Genomic DNA, 16921 nt, shown 5'->3' on the forward strand with positions numbered 1-16921 from the left:
ATCCGCTCAAATGGCTTTTTTTATTCTTAAATAACAACATTCCCTTTTGGTTATTCTTAGTTTTAAAACACTTAGCACTAGTCCTATTCGACTTTCGGTCAAAAGATCAACCAATCCCCCACAAGTTTGTGTTTTTGTCATATAATTTAGCCCGCTAGCTAACAGCCCGCTCAAGAGATTTTCTGGTATGACAACGATTATCAAACAAGATGACTTGATTACATCAATCAAGGACGCCCTACAGTTTATTTCGTACTATCACCCGCAAGACTTTATCCAAGCGATGAGCCGTGCTTATGATCGCGAAGAAAACAAAGCTGCAAAGGATGCAATTGCACAGATTTTAATTAACTCTCGCATGTGTGCGGAAGGTCATCGCCCAATTTGCCAAGATACTGGTATTGTTAACGTTTTCCTTGAAGTGGGCTTAGATGTTAAATTTGATTTAACTATGAGCTTAGACGATGCAGTAAACGAAGGTGTTCGCCAAGGCTACCTTGAAAACAGTAACGTTCTTCGTGCATCTGTACTTGCTGACCCTGCATTTGGTCGTAAAAATACAAAAGACAATACCCCTGCTGTTATTCACTACAAACTCGTCCCGGGTAACAAGGTAGATATTACTGTTGCTGCGAAAGGTGGTGGTTCAGAAAACAAATCTAAGCTTGCAATGCTTAACCCATCTGACTCGATTGTTGACTGGGTACTTAAAACTGTTCCGACTATGGGTGCAGGCTGGTGTCCTCCTGGTATGCTCGGTATCGGTATTGGTGGTACTGCTGAAAAAGCCATGATGCTGGCGAAAGAAGCACTCATGGAAGAAATCAACATGGACGAATTACTTCGCCGTGGGCCAGAGAACAAAATCGAAGAACTTCGTATCGAAATCTTTGAAAAAGTAAATGCTCTTGGTATTGGTGCTCAAGGTCTTGGCGGTTTAACGACTGTTCTTGATATTAAAATCAAAGATTATCCATGTCACGCTGCAGGCAAACCAGTCGGTATGATTCCTAACTGTGCTGCGACTCGTCATGCTCACTTCCAGCTTGATGGTTCAGGTGTAGCTCATATTCAAGCACCAAAACTTGAAGACTACCCTTCAGTCACTTGGGACTCTTCACAATCTAAGCGTGTAAACCTTGATACCATTACTCAAGAAGAAATGGATTCTTGGAAACCAGGTGACACATTACTTCTTAGCGGTACAATGTACACAGGTCGTGACGCTGCGCACAAACGTATGGTTGAAATGATCGACAATGGTGAAGAATTACCAGTTGATCTTAAAGGTAAATTTATTTACTACGTTGGCCCTGTTGATCCAGTGGGTGATGAAGTCGTTGGTCCTGCTGGTCCTACAACTGCAACACGTATGGACAAATTCACACGTAAAGTACTCGAGCATACTGGTTTATTCGGTATGATTGGTAAAGCTGACCGTGGTCCAGCAGCAATTGAAGCAATCAAAGACAATAAAGCAACTTACCTCATGGCAGTTGGTGGTGCGGCTTACCTCGTATCTAAAGCTGTTCGTGAAGCTGAAGTTGTAGCATTTGCAGACTTAGGTATGGAAGCAATCTACAAATTCGTAGTTGAAGACATGCCTGTATCTGTAGCAGTTGATGTAAACGGTACTTCAATTCACGCAGTGGCTCCAAAAATCTGGCAAGCGAAAATTGGTAAAATTCCAGTAATCGATGCCGCAGCAGGCTAATCAAGAAAAGCACCGAATTCGGTGCTTTTTTTATGCCTTATAATTTTTTTTGGAAATTGAAAAGAATTGTAACAATTAGTTCGCCAATCTGTTTTATTAATAAATAACCCCCCCCGCCATATATTGCATATAGGTCATTTCATGACTATCCGCCCTATTCTCAAAAATCTCTCAATCAGCCTCTGCCTAAGCTGTATTACCACAAGCTTATTTGCTTCTCCTGCCAAATTAAGTTCAGTCAAAGAACTCATGCAAATGAGCCAAATTGATTATTTACTGAAAGAATCAATTAATGAATTAACACCTTATTATGATCAACAAGCTGAGCAGATCATCACTAATATTACTGGCATCAAAACTTTAGGTGCGAAAGAAAAAGAGGCCGCAAAAAAGTTAGGCTTACTTTTAAAAGATTCGAGTAACCAGCTCATTAGTAGCCCAAAAACTACGCAAGCCTTACAAGATATTTATTTAAAGACATATACTGAGGAAGAAGTTCAAGCAAATTTAAAGTTTTTAAAAACCCCAGAAGGCCAATCGATTACGCGTAAAAACGTACAGATTATGGGGCAAATTTCAGAATATATGATGGAGCTGGGACAGCAAACTTTTAATGACCCTAAAGCACGTGATCATATGCAAGAAGAGATGCTTAAAATTATTGCCCCATTGATGAAAGATAAAGAAAAGTCTTAACTTTTCTTTATCTTTTGCAACCCATTACCACGTTAAAGGATTCCACAATTTAAATGGTTTAATCAGATGAACATCTGACTTTTCGTCATATTTGGCTGGTTTTAGCTCTTGTGGTTTATGACGTATTTTTCCTGAAGCATCTTCAGCAACAAAATTATAGCTAGAAGATTTAAGCTCGGTAAATGCAATTTCTCTACGACCGATATTATCTTGCATTAACATAAACGGGCCAGTGTGTTCACCACGGTCCATTTTATTTTCTTCATCGTATTTTAAATAATAAGATGTTCCTGCATCGACCGTAATATCAATATATTTTGGCTCTTGGAAATGAATACCTAATAAAGGACGACTTGCAGAAATACGATAACTTCCTGCTGGCAGTTCAATCCAGTAATAGTGGTTATGCAATAAACTTGGAATTCGCTTGCCATTTACAAACAAATTGATGGCTGCAATTTCCTGACGGTTCCATTTAGTATCTGGCCGATACAGATAGACAACTGCCGCATGTTCATTTTGCGGTTTAATCGGTACAAATGTCTGACCTAGTTTCTGGTTTACCCACCCGCCCATGCTAAAGCCACCGACATGGTACTGATCAAATACCCCAGGTGCTTTATCTACATCAACTTTCGGTAAAGTCGCAGTCAGCTCACCTGAATTTTTTGCTAAGTGTGATGAACTTTGGCAACCTGCAAGTAATGCGGTACAACTTAATGCAATAATTAAATAACGCATGACATCCCTCAAAGCGTTTTCTTTTGATTTTTCTATATCGCAAAACTATGCGTATTTTGTTTTTTTAGATTAACACCACCTACATGAATTGAAAACAAAAAAAGCATGAATCACTTACGCGATTCATGCTTTTTAGATGAATGAAATCTAAGCAGACTTCGAATCAATTACTTTTAAATCTGCCTTAGCAACACTTTCATGAGTTGCTGTTTCTTTAGGCTGGCGTTCTGGCTTATAAACAGGTTCAGCTTCACCATTAATCACTGCTTCATTAATGAAAACTGTTCCTACATCTGTACGACTTGGTAAGTCATACATTGTTTCAAGTAAAACGTTTTCCAGAATCGAACGTAGACCACGAGCTCCGGTATTACGCTCAAGCGCTCGCTTAGCAACTGCACGTAAAGCAGAGTCTTCAAATACAAGGTCAACATTTTCCATATTGAACAAGTATTGGTATTGACGAGTTAATGCATTTTTCGGTTCTGTCAAAATTTGCATTAATGCTTCTTCATCAAGCTCTTCTAGCGTCGCAATGACTGGTAAACGGCCAATAAACTCTGGAATTAAACCAAATTTTACTAAGTCAGTTGGCTCAACTTGACGGAACAATTCAGCAATTTTCTTGCTTTCATCTTTTTTCTTCACGTCAGCTGTAAAGCCAATTCCGCCTTTCTCTTGACGCTGTTGTACAATTTTTTCCAGTCCAGCAAATGCACCACCACAAATAAATAAAATATTTGAGGTATCAATTTGAATGAACTCTTGCTGAGGATGTTTACGTCCACCTTGTGGTGGAATTGAAGCTACAGTACCTTCAATCATCTTAAGCAATGCTTGTTGTACACCTTCACCAGAAACGTCACGCGTAATCGAAGGATTTTCAGATTTACGTGTAATCTTGTCGATTTCATCGATATAGATAATGCCCTTTTGAGCTTTTTCTACATCGTAATCTGCTTTTTGCAAAAGCTTTTGTACAATATTTTCAACGTCTTCGCCGACATAACCCGCTTCAGTTAAAGTGGTCGCATCTGCCATCGCAAATGGAACATCTAACAAACGAGCTAATGTTTGAGCAAGTAATGTTTTACCTGAACCGGTAGGTCCAATCAGTAGAATGTTACTTTTAGCAATTTCCACATCTTTAGACACATGACCAGATTGCCCGACTTTCAAACGCTTATAATGGTTATAAACGGCAACAGATAATGTCTTTTTGGCAAGATCCTGACCAATCACATATTGATCAAGCGCAGCACGTATTTCATGTGGTTTTGGCAATGCCTTGCTCGCCCAGTCACCTGCTTCAACCTGTTGGCTGGTTTGTACAAGGTCTAAGCAGACATCTACACACTCATTACAAATATATGCGTCCTCGCCCGCAATCAGTTTCCCGACTTCAGACTGCGTTTTACCGCAAAATGAACAATGTTTTTGTCCTTGAGGATGTTCGGACATATTCTCTCCACAAATAGAATCTTAAATATGAGGGCAAGCGATAGGGTTAAATGACTATATGGAGGCGTTTTCTAACAACTCAAGCCACTTAAAAACTCCCCTTATGGACGCTTACTTAATACCTGATCGACTAAGCCATATTCTTTTGCTGCTTGTGCAGTCATAAAGTTATCACGATCAGTATCACGAGCAATCGTGTCATAGTCTTGACCACTGTGTTCTGCCATCAAACGATTCAAGCGTTCTTTAATAAATAGAATTTCACGTGCATGAATTTCAATGTCTGATGCCTGACCACGGAATCCACCTAATGGTTGGTGAATCATTACACGTGCATTTTCAAGGCAATAGCGTTTACCTTTAGCACCAGCATTTAATAAGAATGCGCCCATAGATGCAGCCTGCCCCATACAGTATGTCACTACATCAGGTTTGATAAATTGCATCGTGTCATAAATCGCCATACCAGCAGTGACTGAACCACCAGGCGAGTTAATATAAAGATGGATATCTTTATCTGGGTTTTCAGCTTCTAAGAACAACATTTGAGCAACAATCAAATTTGCCATGTTGTCTTCAACTTCACCAGTTAGAAAAATGACGCGCTCACGTAAAAGTCGTGAATAAATATCAAAAGAACGTTCGCCGCGAGAAGATTGTTCAACCACAACAGGAACTAAAGCATTTTCAATTGTTGGAACATACATACGTTATTTATTCCTAAATTTTTTGTGACTTAACCTATGGCAACAATATGCGGGATAATTTCTCAAATTGCAAAAGGTTCGCACTGAAATATTATATTATTTATACCTAAGTACTTAATGACGTACTCAAATTAACCACATACCTAAAAAATGAAAAAGGCGCCTAAAGCGCCTTTTCCTGACTTCTCAAAAGATTAGCCCATACGGCGAGCTTGTTGTTCTTTCAATAAATCTTCGTAAGATACTGCTTTGTCAGTCACTTTAGCAGCAGCTAAGATGTGATCAACAACTTGATCTTCTAATACAACAGCTTCGATTTGAGCACGTTGTTGAGCATCATTTTTGAAGTATTCGATCACTTCAGTTGGATCTTCATAAGAAGAAGCCATGTCGTCGATGTAAGCATCAACACGTGATTGGTCAACTTCAAGTTTAGCATCAGCTAATACTTTGCTTACTAATACACCAAGTTTAACAGAACGCTCTGCTTGTTCTTTGAACAATTCGTCAGGAAGCATACTCTTGTCAAAAGATTGAGCACCAGCGCCACCAAATTGTTGAGTGAACTGTTGAACCATTTGTTGACGTTGACGGTCAATTTCTTGAGCAACCATTGCAGCTGGAACTTCAACTTCGTTCGCAGCAACAAGAGCATCAAATGCTGCTTGTTTAACTTGGTTACGTAAACCATTGCGAACTTCACGTTCCATGTTTTTACGAACGTCAGCTTTTAATTTTTCAATGCCTTCTTCTTCAGTAACACCGAAGATTTTTAAGAATTCAGCATCAATCTCTGGAAGTTTAGGTTTTTCAACTTGCTTCACAGTGATTTTGAATTGAGCTGCTTTACCAGCCAAGTTTTCAGCTTGGTAGTCTTCAGGGAAAGTCACATCAATTACTTTCTCTTCACCAGCTTTCATACCAATGATGCCGTCTTCGAAGCCAGGAATCATACGACCTGAACCTAACACAAGTTTAAAGTCTTCAGCAGAACCGCCTTCGAACTTCTCACCGTCGATAGAACCTTCGAAGTCAAAAGTCACTTGCATATCTTTTTTCGCCATACCCTTGGTCACAGCCCAAGTTTGACGTTGTTTTTGCAAGTTTTCGATCATAGTGTCAACGTCAGCATCTTTAATTTCAGCTGTTTTACGTTCAACTTCTAAGCCGTCAAATGCTTTTACTTCAACTTCAGGATAAACTTCTACAGTCGCTTCAAAAACTAAAGCATCTTCTTTATGTTCAACTTTCTCAATGTTCGGCATACCTACCGCATTGATTTTTTCTTGTTGAATTGCTTCAAATACGCTGTCACGAATGATGTCATTCACAACTTCTTGATAAATACTTGCACCGTATTCGCGACGAACAACGTTTGCAGGTACTTTGCCCGGACGGAAGCCGTTGATCTTCACAGTTTTGGCAGTGCGCTTCAAACGAGCTTCAAATTGCTCGTTAATACGGCTCGTCGGGACAGAAACATTTAAACGACGGGCAACGCCCGAAACCGCTTCAGTCGTTACTTGCATGGCTTCCTCGATAAAAATTAGTTAGTAGGAACAGTTTTTAAAAAAGTGCTGTATTATATGACAACTTTCAAGATATACAAAATTAACCGATCAGATCAGTAAATTGAAGGTGGTTTTTCCAAGAAATTTCACAATAATTTTATGATTTTTTAATTTTTTTTAATTCAACCTTAAGCCAAAGTAATTTTTTAGTTATTCTTCATGAATCTAAAATTACAATTAAATTTCACATTATTATCGACTTTACAAACAGTTAAGAATAATCAATCAATTAGAGAATTTTAGACACAAAAACCTATTAAATCTTTCATATTTTCTTCATAATCCTATCGGCAAAACCAATTAACACAAACTGTACATATAAATAAGAATTATTATTATTCGCATAACGTTTTGTATTTAAGTCCTGAAAGTCATGTCATTGATTAGAACACGTAAAAAAATTGTTTCATCTGCAATCGCTTCATCCCTTTCTATGATTGCAACTACTGCAATGGCACAAGAAGCTGTTTCACAACTACCAACGATTCATACTCAAGCAACACAAGAAGAATCTTTAAAGGTAGATCAATCAGCAAATGCAAAATTCGTTGCTCCCCTTTTAGATACTCCGAAATCAGTTTCAGTGATTTCAAAACAACTTATTGAAGATACAAAAGTAACAACTTTAGCAGATGCATTGCGTACTGTTCCTGGCATTACTTTAGGTGCAGGTGAAGGCGGTAATCCGAATGGTGACCGACCTTTCATTCGTGGGTATAGTTCAGAAAGCTCTATGTATATTGATGGTATCCGCAACTCTACCTCACAAAACCGTGAAATGTTTGCGGTCGAGCAAGTAGAAGTAACCAAAGGTTCTGCATCAGCAATGGGTGGTGCAGGTTCAGTTGGTGGCAGCATCAATATGATTTCCAAGGTAGCTAAAAAGGGTGATTTCCTAGAAGGCTCAGTAGCTGCTGGTACTGATAACTACCAACGTATCACTCTAGATGGTAATAAAGAGTTTGGTAATGGAGTGGCTGCCCGTGTAGCTATTCTCGGACACCAAAATGACAAAGCCGGCCAAAGTAATGGAGCTGAATATAAACGTGTTGGTATTGCACCAAGTATTACTTTTGGCTTAGATACACCGACACGTGCAACTCTGAGCTACTATTATTTACAAACTGATGATAAACCTGATTCAGGTATTCCTTATTGGGATTCATCTCTTGGAAAAGCTCAAGGTAAACCAGCTGAAGTCAAGCAAGGTACATATTACGGCTGGAAAGATCGAGATTTTCAAAAGCAAGAAAATCACATCGGTACAATTAAATTAGAACACGACCTTACCGACAATATAACTATTACTAATACGGCCATGTATGCCAAATCAAAAAATGATTATGTCTGGACAAACCCAGATGACTCAAAAGGAAATGTTGGCAAAGGTCTTGTTTGGCATCGTTTGAACTCAGCTATTACAGATAGTGAGACGTTTACCGATCAATTAGCACTTACAGGTAAATTTGATACTGGCTTCTTAAAGCACAGATTTAATGTAGGAGCAGAGTACAGCAAACAAAAAACTGATAAAGGCGGTTATAACATTATTGACGCACAAGGTAATGTTTCTACTACTGGCTTTTATAGCGACTGTTCAAATTTGTCTACAAACTGGTGTACCTCACTCAATGGCCCAACTCAAAAGCCATTTGTTGACCGTTTACAAGCACGCCAAGACTTTGACGCAACTGTAGAAAGTACTTCTGTCTACTTACTCGACAATATCGAAATCACACCAAAATGGTTATTAGATCTTGGCCTGCGTTGGGATAAATATGAAGCTGAACAAAACTTCTTAGCTACTTCTAGTGCAGCAGCCTATACAGCAAAAAATGATTCAGATTTCGTGACCTATCAAGCTGGTATTACTTTTAAACCAACAGATAACGGCTCTATTTATGCAAGCTATGCAACCTCTGCTAGTCCAGTCGGCTTAAATGCGGGTTGGGGCGACAATAGCGAAACGATTAATGCCAATAATCAAATGATTGACCCTGAAGAGGCTCAAACGTTTGAAATCGGTACAAAATGGGATTTCCTAGATAATCATCTAAACTTAACAGCTGCTATTTTCCGTACTGAAAAACAAAATACTCGTGTACAAATCGATCCAACGACTTATGCAAATGTAGGTGAAAGTAAAGTTGACGGTTTTGAGCTAGGCTTAAACGGTGAAATTACTGATAAATGGAATATTTCAGCTGGCTACACTTATTTAGACAGTGAACTAACCAAAAATGGTAAATCTTGTCGTAATAATACCTGTACTGATCAATCGATTTATAACGGCAATCAAATGCCAAACGTTCCGAAACAAGCCGCAACATTATGGACTACCTATAAACTACTACCGCAATTTACTGTAGGTGCTGGTGCGGTTTACTCAGACAAAGTATATGGTGATGTAGCAAATACTAAATGGGTTCCATCTTACGTGCGTTACGATGCTATGGCTCGTTATGACGTAAATAAAAATGTTAATTTACAGCTTAACCTAAACAACTTATCTGATAAGCGTTACTTTACTAAAGCTTATGCTTCTCACTATGCAACAGAAGCAGAAGGCCGTAGCGCAGTACTCGCAATCAACTTTAAATACTAAGTTAGTCTAGAATCCCATAATCTTTTTATGGGTTCTGATATAAAATAGCCTCTATAGTTAGAGGCTATTTTTAATTTTCTACTACTATTACTCGCAGGTATCACCGTGATCCACCATATTCCCAATGTATTGAGTAAAGAACAGGTTCAATATTTTCGTAATGAAATGGACAAAATTGAATGGGTCAATGGCAAAGTAACAGCTGGTACACTCTCTGCAACTGTAAAACGCAATCAGCAATTACCCGAAGATCATCCGCTTACTCACCATCTGAGTAATATTATTCTTGAGGCACTAGGTACTCACCCATTATTTTTATCTGCTGCAATACCACTTGATATTATCCCTCCCCTGTTTAATCGTTATGAAAATCAGGAGTCTTTTGGTTTTCACGTAGACAATTCTATCCGCCGCATACGTGGTACCAATGAACGGCTTAGAACCGATTTATCATGCACTTTATTTTTAAGCGAACCTGAAGAATATGAAGGTGGTGATCTAGTCGTAGAAGACACTTATGGCTATCACGAAGTGAAACTTCCGGCAGGAGATATGATTTTATATCCATCTACCAGTTTACATGAAGTGACGGCGATTACTTCTGGCTGTCGTATTGCTTCTTTTTTCTGGGTGCAAAGTATGGTGCGTGATGATGCTGAGCGACATATGCTTTTTAATCTAGATCAAACAGTACAAAACCTAAGAATCCAGCTGGGTGACAATCATAGCGAAGTCATTAAACTGACTAACCTTTACCATAACTTAATGCGTAAATGGGCTGAACTGTAACTCTATTTATTTTTGCCTTATTTGGACTAATTAATTATTTTTATCTCAATAAGGCAAAACAATGAAAATTATTTTCGACAAAACATTAAACAACGCAAAATTAGAAAATTATTTTCTGAACACTAAAATTAAAATGAGTATAAGACTTTTGCACAACGTGTAATCATTGTTTAGATGTGGTATATCTAAACAATAAGCATATTTGCAAACCACCAAACTTACTATTACATGGTCCATAGATGAAAACGAATCACTTGTTTGCCCAGCCTACTCAAGCAAGACATCATCTCGAACTCCTGATGCTGCGCCTCGCGCGCGTATAAATTTTTGTCTGTATTTTAGAGCAGACCTTTTCAAATTCCCTTTAATTTTTCTGTATTAAATACCATATATAACTGTAGAACGTTGCCTTTTATACGATACCTAGAGCAACCGTGCTACGAGATAAGGAGTTTTCTCATGATGTTGGCTGACCCTAGCAAAAAATACCGCCGTATGTACCAGCGAGTCGATTTACCAGATCGCCAATGGCCAAATAATGAAATTACAAAAGCGCCAATCTGGATGAGCACGGATTTACGTGATGGCAACCAAGCAATTTTTGAACCGATGAACATGGAACAAAAGTTCAAAATGTTCAAAATGCTTGTAAAAATCGGTTTTAAACATATTGAAATCGGCTTCCCTTCTGCGTCTCAAATTGACTTCGATTTTACTCGTATGTTGATCGAAGAAAATCATATACCTGATGATGTATACATTGAAGTATTGGTTCAGGCACGTGACCATTTAATTGAGCGTACCTTCGAAGCTTTAGCAGGTGCTAAGCGCGCAATTGTGCATATTTATAACTCTAACTCTCCAACCTTCCGTCAAAAAGTGTTGAATGTAGATATTAATGGCGCAAAACAGTTGGCGGTGAATGCAGCTCAGAAAGTGAAAGAATATGCTGCGCAATACCCTGAAACTGATTGGATTTTCCAGTACAGTCCAGAATGTTTCTCTGCAACTGAATTAGAAGTAGCGAAAGACGTCTGTGATGCGGTTACAGAAATTTGGGATGCACGTCCAGATCATAAAGTTATTTTGAACTTACCTGCGACTGTCGAAGTTTCTACGCCAAATGTTTATGCAGACCAAATCGAATGGATGCATCGTAATTTGGCACGTCGTGATGGTGTGATTATTTCCGTTCACTGTCACAATGACCGTGGCTGTGGTATTGCCGCATCAGAACTTGCCATTATGGCGGGTGCCGACCGTGTTGAAGGTTGTGTGTTTGGTAATGGTGAGCGTACAGGTAACGTTGACGTTGCAGCAATTGCATTGAACATGTACACCCAAGGTGTAGCGCCAGAGTTAGATTTCTCTAATATTAATGAAGTCATTGCAACGGTTGAAGAATGTACTGGTTTGCCTGTACACCCTCGTCATCCATATGCAGGTGACTTGGTATTTACTGCATTCTCTGGTTCGCATCAAGATGCAATCAAAAAAGGCTTTGAATACCAGAAAAACGAAGAAATCTGGGATATGCCTTACTTACCAATCGACCCGAAAGATTTGGGCCGCGACTATGATGCTGTCATTCGTGTAAATAGTCAGTCTGGTAAAGGTGGTATCGCTTACTTATTAGAATCAAACTATAACGTTGTATTGCCTCGTCGCTTACAAATCGAATTTAGTCAGGTTGTTCAACAATATACTGATGAAAATGGTACAGAGATTAGTGCTAAACAAATCTGGACTTTATTTAAAGACACGTATGTTGAAGTGAAAAACCACCATTACACGGTCAAAAACTATAAGTTATCTGACATTAATGGTACTCAAATTATTGAACTTGAGATTGATGTTGAAGGTGAAACTCAACAATTACGTGGCGAAGGTAATGGTCCAATCTCTGCATTCTTAAATGCACTCCAATTACCAATTGACGTATTGAACTACGAAGAACGTAGTATTAGTTCAGGCGCAAATGCCAAAGCATTAACCTTAATTGAACTTCAAGTGAAAGGTACTGGTAGAGGCTCATTTGGTGCAGGTGTTCACGACAACACAGTCACTTCATCTATTGAAGCCATTATTGCATGTACCAACCGTTTGATTGATCAAGGTGTTTTAAGTACAGATCAGGTTGTTGCTGCCGCTGTTTAATTAAAAAAAAGACTTTGGAAAGGATACCTAGCTTGGTATCCTTTCTTTTTATTCCTGAAAGATTTAAAAGGCGAAATGTTCCCGTGTCTTTTCCAGCTGACTCAGTGGGGTTAGTCACTCCGCAAAAGTTCCAATTTGAAGAACCCTTACATCTTGAATGTGGCCGTGTTTTACCGCGCTTTGAGTTAATGGTTGAAACTTACGGCACTTTAAATGCAGATAAATCAAATGCGATTTTAATCTGCCATGCCCTTTCCGGACATCATCATGCAGCGGGTTATCACCATGAAGATGATAAAAAAGCTGGATGGTGGGATAGCTGTATTGGCCCGGGTAAGGCAATCGACACAAATAAATTTTTTGTAGTTGCACTCAACAATATTGGTGGATGTAGCGGATCGACCGGTCCAACTTCACCAAACCCTGAAAATGACAATCGCCCTTATGGACCAGATTTCCCATTAGTAACGGTACGCGACTGGGTTAAAACTCAAGCCATGCTTTCTGATCGTTTAGGAGTAAGCGTTTGGTATGCAGTCGTTGGCGGTTCATTAGGGGGCATGCAAGCACTACAATGGTCGGTAGATTACCCTGACCGTTTACAAAAATGTGTCGTTATTGCTAGTGCGCCGAAGCTTTCAGCACAAAATATTGCATTTAACGAAGTAGCACGTCAGTCAATTCTGTCTGACCCGGACTTCCATCATGGTCGTTATTTGGAAAATGATAGCTATCCAAAACGTGGTTTGATTTTGGCTCGTATGGTCGGCCATATTACCTATCTTTCCGAAGAAGCCATGAAACAAAAATTTGGTCGTGATTTAAAATCCGGCAAGTTTATGTACGGTTTTGATGTCGAGTTTCAGGTTGAAAGTTATCTGCGTTATCAAGGTGAACAGTTTAGCCGTAACTTTGATGCCAATACTTATCTCATTATGACTAAAGCTTTGGATTACTTTGATCCTTCGCGTGAGTACGGCCACTCGCTTACAGAAGCGATGAGTAAGACCAAATGTCAGTTCCTTATTGTCTCGTTCACCACTGACTGGCGTTTTGCACCAAGCCGTTCACAAGAAATTGTAGATGCACTCATTACCAACCATAAGCCGGTAAGTTATCTTGATATTGATGCTGAACAAGGTCATGACTCGTTCTTATTCCCGATTCCACTGTATGTCAAAACACTGCGCGCTTTCTTAGGCGGTGAAGAACATTTAAAATCGACATCACTGGAGGCAAGCTAATGCGTATTGATCAACAACTGGCAGAAAAGTGGATTAAACCCGGCTCTAGCGTACTCGATTTAGGGTGTGGTGACGGTGAATTACTCGCTCATATGAGCCAAAAGCATCAAATTCGTGCTTATGGTTTAGAAATTGATCAAGAAAAGATTGCAATTGCCGTCAGTCGCGGGTTAAATATTATTCAACAAGATTTGAATCTCGGTTTGAGCCGTTTTGCCGACCAGTCTTTTGACTATGTGGTTATGGCACAGGCTTTACAAGCCGTAGATGCACCCGATGTTTTATTAAGAGACATGGTGCGTGTGGGTAAACAGGCTATTATTACTTTTCCAAACTTTGCGCATTGGAAGACTCGCTCTTTTCTAGCATTAAAAGGAATGATGCCTGTATCGGATGCTCTACCATATATGTGGTATAACACCCCCAACATTCATTTATGTACGTTTAAAGATTTCGAAGCACTATGTGCGGAAAATCAAATACAAATTATTAATCGACTCGCCGTCAATGGAAACCAGCAGGGTAGCCTGTTAAGCAAACATGTTCCGAATTTGTTTGGTGAAGTCGCTATTTATCGAGTGAGTGCACTATGAAAAAGACATTATTTAGCACACTAATTGCAGGACTGCTAAGTATGCAGGCTCATGCAGATTATATCGCCCAGCCACAATCGGTTGCGAGCCAGGCTGCGCGCTTCTCCACAATGGGGATTCATGACCTTCAAAAAGCAGCTCAAGCGGGTCAAGCTGGCGCACAATTTTATCTTGGAACACGTTACCAATACGGTAAAGATGTAGCAAAAGACGATAAACAAGCTTTTACTTGGTTCAAAGCTGCTGCTGACCAAGGCCTTTCACCTGCGCAATTAAATGTTGGCCGTATGTACGCCGATGGTATTGGCGTTAAGAAAGATGAGTCTATGGCTCGTAAGTATTTCGAAAAAGCGGCTAGTAACGGCGATAACCGTGCAAGCTATAACCTTGCGATGATGGAAGAGCAAAAGAAAAACTACGTAGGTGCTTACCAGTGGTATGAGCTTTCAACTCGTGATGGCATGCTCGACAATAAAGTAATTAGCTTATCTGAAGGTAAAAAGACGGCTCTTGCTGCAAACTTAACTCAAGAGCAAATCCGTATGGCACGTGACCGCGCGGATAAATGGATTCAAGCACAATAATAATCCAGCTTATACTTACTCGACTAAAACCACCTTATATCACCTATAAGGTGGTTTTAGTTTTTAAGCTTCTAATTTTATATTCTATTTGTTTTGCTCTATATCCCCTTTCAAAAAACACGTAACATAGCTCACGTTCAATATTGGTTATAAAGTTTGGTTATCTTATGTCTACCCCACATTGGTTTGATCAGGGCTCTTTAGTCCTTGCAAGTAATAACAAAGGTAAAGTCGCAGAGTTTGAAAAACTTTTTGAACAGCTTAAGTTACCTGTAGAAATTATTCCTCAAGGTCGCCTTAATATTCCCGACGCCATTGAAGACGGCTTAAGCTTTATTGAAAATGCCATTATTAAAGCACGTCATGCCTCTAAAATTTCAGGGAAACCTGCTATGGCTGATGACTCAGGTATTTGTGTTCCCGTTTTAGGTGGTGCACCTGGTATTTATTCAGCACGCTATGCTGGAGAACATGGTGACGATGCAGCGAATAATGCCAAATTATTAAATGATCTTTTGCCATTTCGTAAAAATGGAGAAGTGATTGAAGGCATGTTCGTATGTGTGCTTGCTTTAGTGACTCATGCGGAAGATCCATTACCACAAATTTTCCAAGGCATCTGGCATGGTGAAATTTTAGAAGCGCCACGCGGTGAAAATGGTTTTGGTTATGACCCACTGTTCTGGTTACCAGAGCTACAAGTTTCTAGCGCTGAGTTGTCTAAAGAAGAAAAAAATAAGATTAGTCATCGTGGACAAGCGATGCAGTTATTTAGAGAGAGCTTGCAGAAGTAAGCTGATCATATAGCCACAATATGCAGCGTTAAAACATATTAAGCTTTGTATAGGCAAACCTTACTTTTCAAAGATGAAAAGTAAGCAAAAATCTTTTGTTAGACTGATGGTACGTTCATGTACCACAGTCTAACTGGCGGCATCCATGCCGCCTTCGCACCAGCGAGTGTAGAGGAACTTAGAATTAAATAATTAATTATACGAACAAGTGTAAAAACACTGCATAAATCGCAATACACACACAACTCACAATCGTCCCTGATGCGATATAAGCCGCAGATCTACCCGTCCCTTGATAATGTGTTTCCAGAGCTACAATATTGGCTGCCGGTGGCAAACAAAACATTAAAAACATTACACCAATATGCTGATTTATATTTGGAATCGGTAAAAATCTATAACTTAATCCACAAAGTACAAATCCACAGGCTACTTTAAATGTTTGAGCCTTCGTACTGTAAATTAAATCTTTTGTATAAACTCTGGTACGGCGTAGCCACATTCCAAGCACACACATACCTGCGAAAGTCATCGCAAATTTAGCAACCTCATAAACCCAATGTATAGCAGGGCTTTCGATATGCTGGGCCCCTAACAGTCTGAGCACAACAGCACAAAATATTGATATACAAGGTGGCGACGTTAAAACCTTTTTTAATATATTGAGCTTACTTTGCGGTGCCGTAGTAACGGCAGTCACAGCCCAAGCATTGCCAAAAAGCGACATTCCAATATATAAAGCGACAATTGGAGCAGTTGCTTCAGGTCCAAATAAAGCCATAGCGAACGGAAAACCAAGCCATCCCATATTGGTATAACTGACGCAAAGCGCCAATAAGCGGTCTTTAAATAAAGCCAAATAGGCAAAGAAAATAATAAACGCTGATCCAAAACTAAAGAGCATTAAGCTCAAACTTCCCGATTGATAAAAGACCATGTTGTAAATAATTACAACTGGAATCAGGAGTCGTGCAAGCCAAGCTGAAAGAATAGGTTTTACGGTTTCTGAAATGGAGGTCTGAGCAAGTAGAAGTCCTGTGATAAATGCCAATACAGGCAGTAGTAATGCCACGCTCTCTCCTCTCGCTCGTTAAAATCAGCTTGTTATGCTACACCTTTTAATTTTGAAATGTATGGTCTATTTCAAGTAAATTCATCTAAGAAAGAAGCTCAATAAAACTTAAAAATCCTTCCAAAAAATATCTTTTAAAAACTGATCATAAGTGTCTACTTATAAATATTGTCTTAAAAATGAAATATAAGTG

14 protein-coding genes are annotated in these 16921 nt (G+C 39.2%); 9 read left to right on the forward strand and 5 right to left on the reverse strand.

What is annotated here, in order from left to right; all coding sequences use genetic code 11:
• The first annotated feature begins 187 nt into the window (after window positions 1–187).
• Window positions 188–1714: a fumarate hydratase gene (locus tag J576_RS03495; protein ID WP_002053445.1), complete on the forward strand. Its 1527-nt coding sequence runs from the start codon at window positions 188–190 to the stop codon at window positions 1712–1714.
• Window positions 1715–1855: 141 nt separating this feature from the next.
• Window positions 1856–2410, forward strand: a complete 555-nt coding sequence (locus J576_RS03500; RefSeq protein WP_002053362.1) for a DUF2059 domain-containing protein — start codon at window positions 1856–1858, stop codon at window positions 2408–2410.
• A 24-nt stretch (window positions 2411–2434) separates the two neighbouring features.
• On the opposite strand, the gene J576_RS03505 is transcribed toward J576_RS03500, so the two are convergent.
• From J576_RS03505 to tig, 4 genes are all read right to left on the reverse strand, one after another.
• Complete coding sequence (locus J576_RS03505; protein WP_002053277.1) at window positions 2435–3151, reverse strand: DUF2846 domain-containing protein; 717 nt, start codon at window positions 3149–3151, stop codon at window positions 2435–2437.
• Between the two features lie 147 nt (window positions 3152–3298).
• Window positions 3299–4612, reverse strand: a complete 1314-nt coding sequence (gene clpX / locus J576_RS03510) for an ATP-dependent Clp protease ATP-binding subunit ClpX (RefSeq protein WP_002053318.1) — start codon at window positions 4610–4612, stop codon at window positions 3299–3301.
• Between the two features lie 101 nt (window positions 4613–4713).
• A complete protein-coding gene (clpP, locus tag J576_RS03515; protein ID WP_000289452.1) occupies window positions 4714–5319 on the reverse strand; it encodes an ATP-dependent Clp endopeptidase proteolytic subunit ClpP in 606 nt (201 codons plus the stop codon).
• 194 nt (window positions 5320–5513) lie between these two features.
• Window positions 5514–6848 carry a trigger factor gene (gene tig / locus J576_RS03520; protein ID WP_002053278.1) on the reverse strand — a complete coding sequence of 445 codons (1335 nt, stop codon included), beginning with the start codon at window positions 6846–6848 and terminating at the stop codon, window positions 5514–5516.
• A gap of 415 nt (window positions 6849–7263) precedes the next feature.
• Between tig and J576_RS03525 the strand changes: the two genes are divergently transcribed.
• From J576_RS03525 to rdgB, 7 genes are all read left to right on the forward strand, one after another.
• The gene (locus J576_RS03525; protein WP_002053320.1) at window positions 7264–9495 is read left to right on the forward strand and encodes a TonB-dependent receptor; all 2232 of its coding nucleotides are present in this window, start codon (window positions 7264–7266) and stop codon (window positions 9493–9495) included.
• 105 nt (window positions 9496–9600) lie between these two features.
• Window positions 9601–10284 carry a Fe2+-dependent dioxygenase gene (locus tag J576_RS03530; protein ID WP_002053497.1) on the forward strand — a complete coding sequence of 228 codons (684 nt, stop codon included), beginning with the start codon at window positions 9601–9603 and terminating at the stop codon, window positions 10282–10284.
• 459 nt (window positions 10285–10743) lie between these two features.
• Window positions 10744–12441: a 2-isopropylmalate synthase gene (leuA, locus tag J576_RS03535; protein ID WP_002053486.1), complete on the forward strand. Its 1698-nt coding sequence runs from the start codon at window positions 10744–10746 to the stop codon at window positions 12439–12441.
• Window positions 12442–12524: 83 nt separating this feature from the next.
• Window positions 12525–13685 carry a homoserine O-succinyltransferase MetX gene (gene metX / locus J576_RS03540; RefSeq protein ID WP_002053295.1) on the forward strand — a complete coding sequence of 387 codons (1161 nt, stop codon included), beginning with the start codon at window positions 12525–12527 and terminating at the stop codon, window positions 13683–13685.
• Entirely contained in the window at window positions 13685–14278 is a 594-nt protein-coding gene (gene metW / locus J576_RS03545) for a methionine biosynthesis protein MetW (RefSeq protein ID WP_001217230.1), read from the forward strand. Before metX ends, metW begins: the two co-directional genes overlap by 1 nt.
• A complete protein-coding gene (locus tag J576_RS03550) occupies window positions 14275–14862 on the forward strand; it encodes a tetratricopeptide repeat protein (RefSeq protein WP_000751694.1) in 588 nt (195 codons plus the stop codon). The genes metW and J576_RS03550 overlap by 4 nt, the downstream gene beginning before the upstream one ends.
• Window positions 14863–15029: 167 nt before the next feature.
• Window positions 15030–15656 carry an RdgB/HAM1 family non-canonical purine NTP pyrophosphatase gene (gene rdgB, locus J576_RS03555; RefSeq protein WP_002053259.1) on the forward strand — a complete coding sequence of 209 codons (627 nt, stop codon included), beginning with the start codon at window positions 15030–15032 and terminating at the stop codon, window positions 15654–15656.
• Window positions 15657–15852: 196 nt separating this feature from the next.
• Here rdgB and J576_RS03560 read toward each other — a convergent pair whose 3' ends face one another.
• On the reverse strand, window positions 15853–16728 hold the full coding sequence (locus J576_RS03560) for an AEC family transporter (protein ID WP_002053292.1): 876 nt from the start codon (window positions 16726–16728) through the stop codon (window positions 15853–15855).
• Window positions 16729–16921 lie beyond the last annotated feature (193 nt).

Source organism: Acinetobacter sp. 766875 (genome assembly GCF_000582055.1).
Classification (GTDB): Bacteria; Pseudomonadota; Gammaproteobacteria; order Pseudomonadales; family Moraxellaceae; genus Acinetobacter; species Acinetobacter nosocomialis.

What these genes read in the sequence shown, in the direction of transcription:
- J576_RS03495 (WP_002053445.1), top strand. Translation starts at nt 188, where the DNA reads ATGACAACGATTATCAAACAAGATGACTTGATTACATCAATCAAGGAC.
- J576_RS03500 (WP_002053362.1), top strand. Translation starts at nt 1,856, where the DNA reads ATGACTATCCGCCCTATTCTCAAAAATCTCTCAATCAGCCTCTGCCTA.
- J576_RS03505 (WP_002053277.1), bottom strand. Translation starts at nt 3,151, where the DNA reads ATGCGTTATTTAATTATTGCATTAAGTTGTACCGCATTACTTGCAGGT.
- clpX (WP_002053318.1), bottom strand. Translation starts at nt 4,612, where the DNA reads ATGTCCGAACATCCTCAAGGACAAAAACATTGTTCATTTTGCGGTAAA.
- clpP (WP_000289452.1), bottom strand. Translation starts at nt 5,319, where the DNA reads ATGTATGTTCCAACAATTGAAAATGCTTTAGTTCCTGTTGTGGTTGAA.
- tig (WP_002053278.1), bottom strand. Translation starts at nt 6,848, where the DNA reads ATGCAAGTAACGACTGAAGCGGTTTCGGGCGTTGCCCGTCGTTTAAAT.
- J576_RS03525 (WP_002053320.1), top strand. Translation starts at nt 7,264, where the DNA reads ATGTCATTGATTAGAACACGTAAAAAAATTGTTTCATCTGCAATCGCT.
- leuA (WP_002053486.1), top strand. Translation starts at nt 10,744, where the DNA reads ATGATGTTGGCTGACCCTAGCAAAAAATACCGCCGTATGTACCAGCGA.
- metW (WP_001217230.1), top strand. Translation starts at nt 13,685, where the DNA reads ATGCGTATTGATCAACAACTGGCAGAAAAGTGGATTAAACCCGGCTCT.
- J576_RS03550 (WP_000751694.1), top strand. Translation starts at nt 14,275, where the DNA reads ATGAAAAAGACATTATTTAGCACACTAATTGCAGGACTGCTAAGTATG.
- rdgB (WP_002053259.1), top strand. Translation starts at nt 15,030, where the DNA reads ATGTCTACCCCACATTGGTTTGATCAGGGCTCTTTAGTCCTTGCAAGT.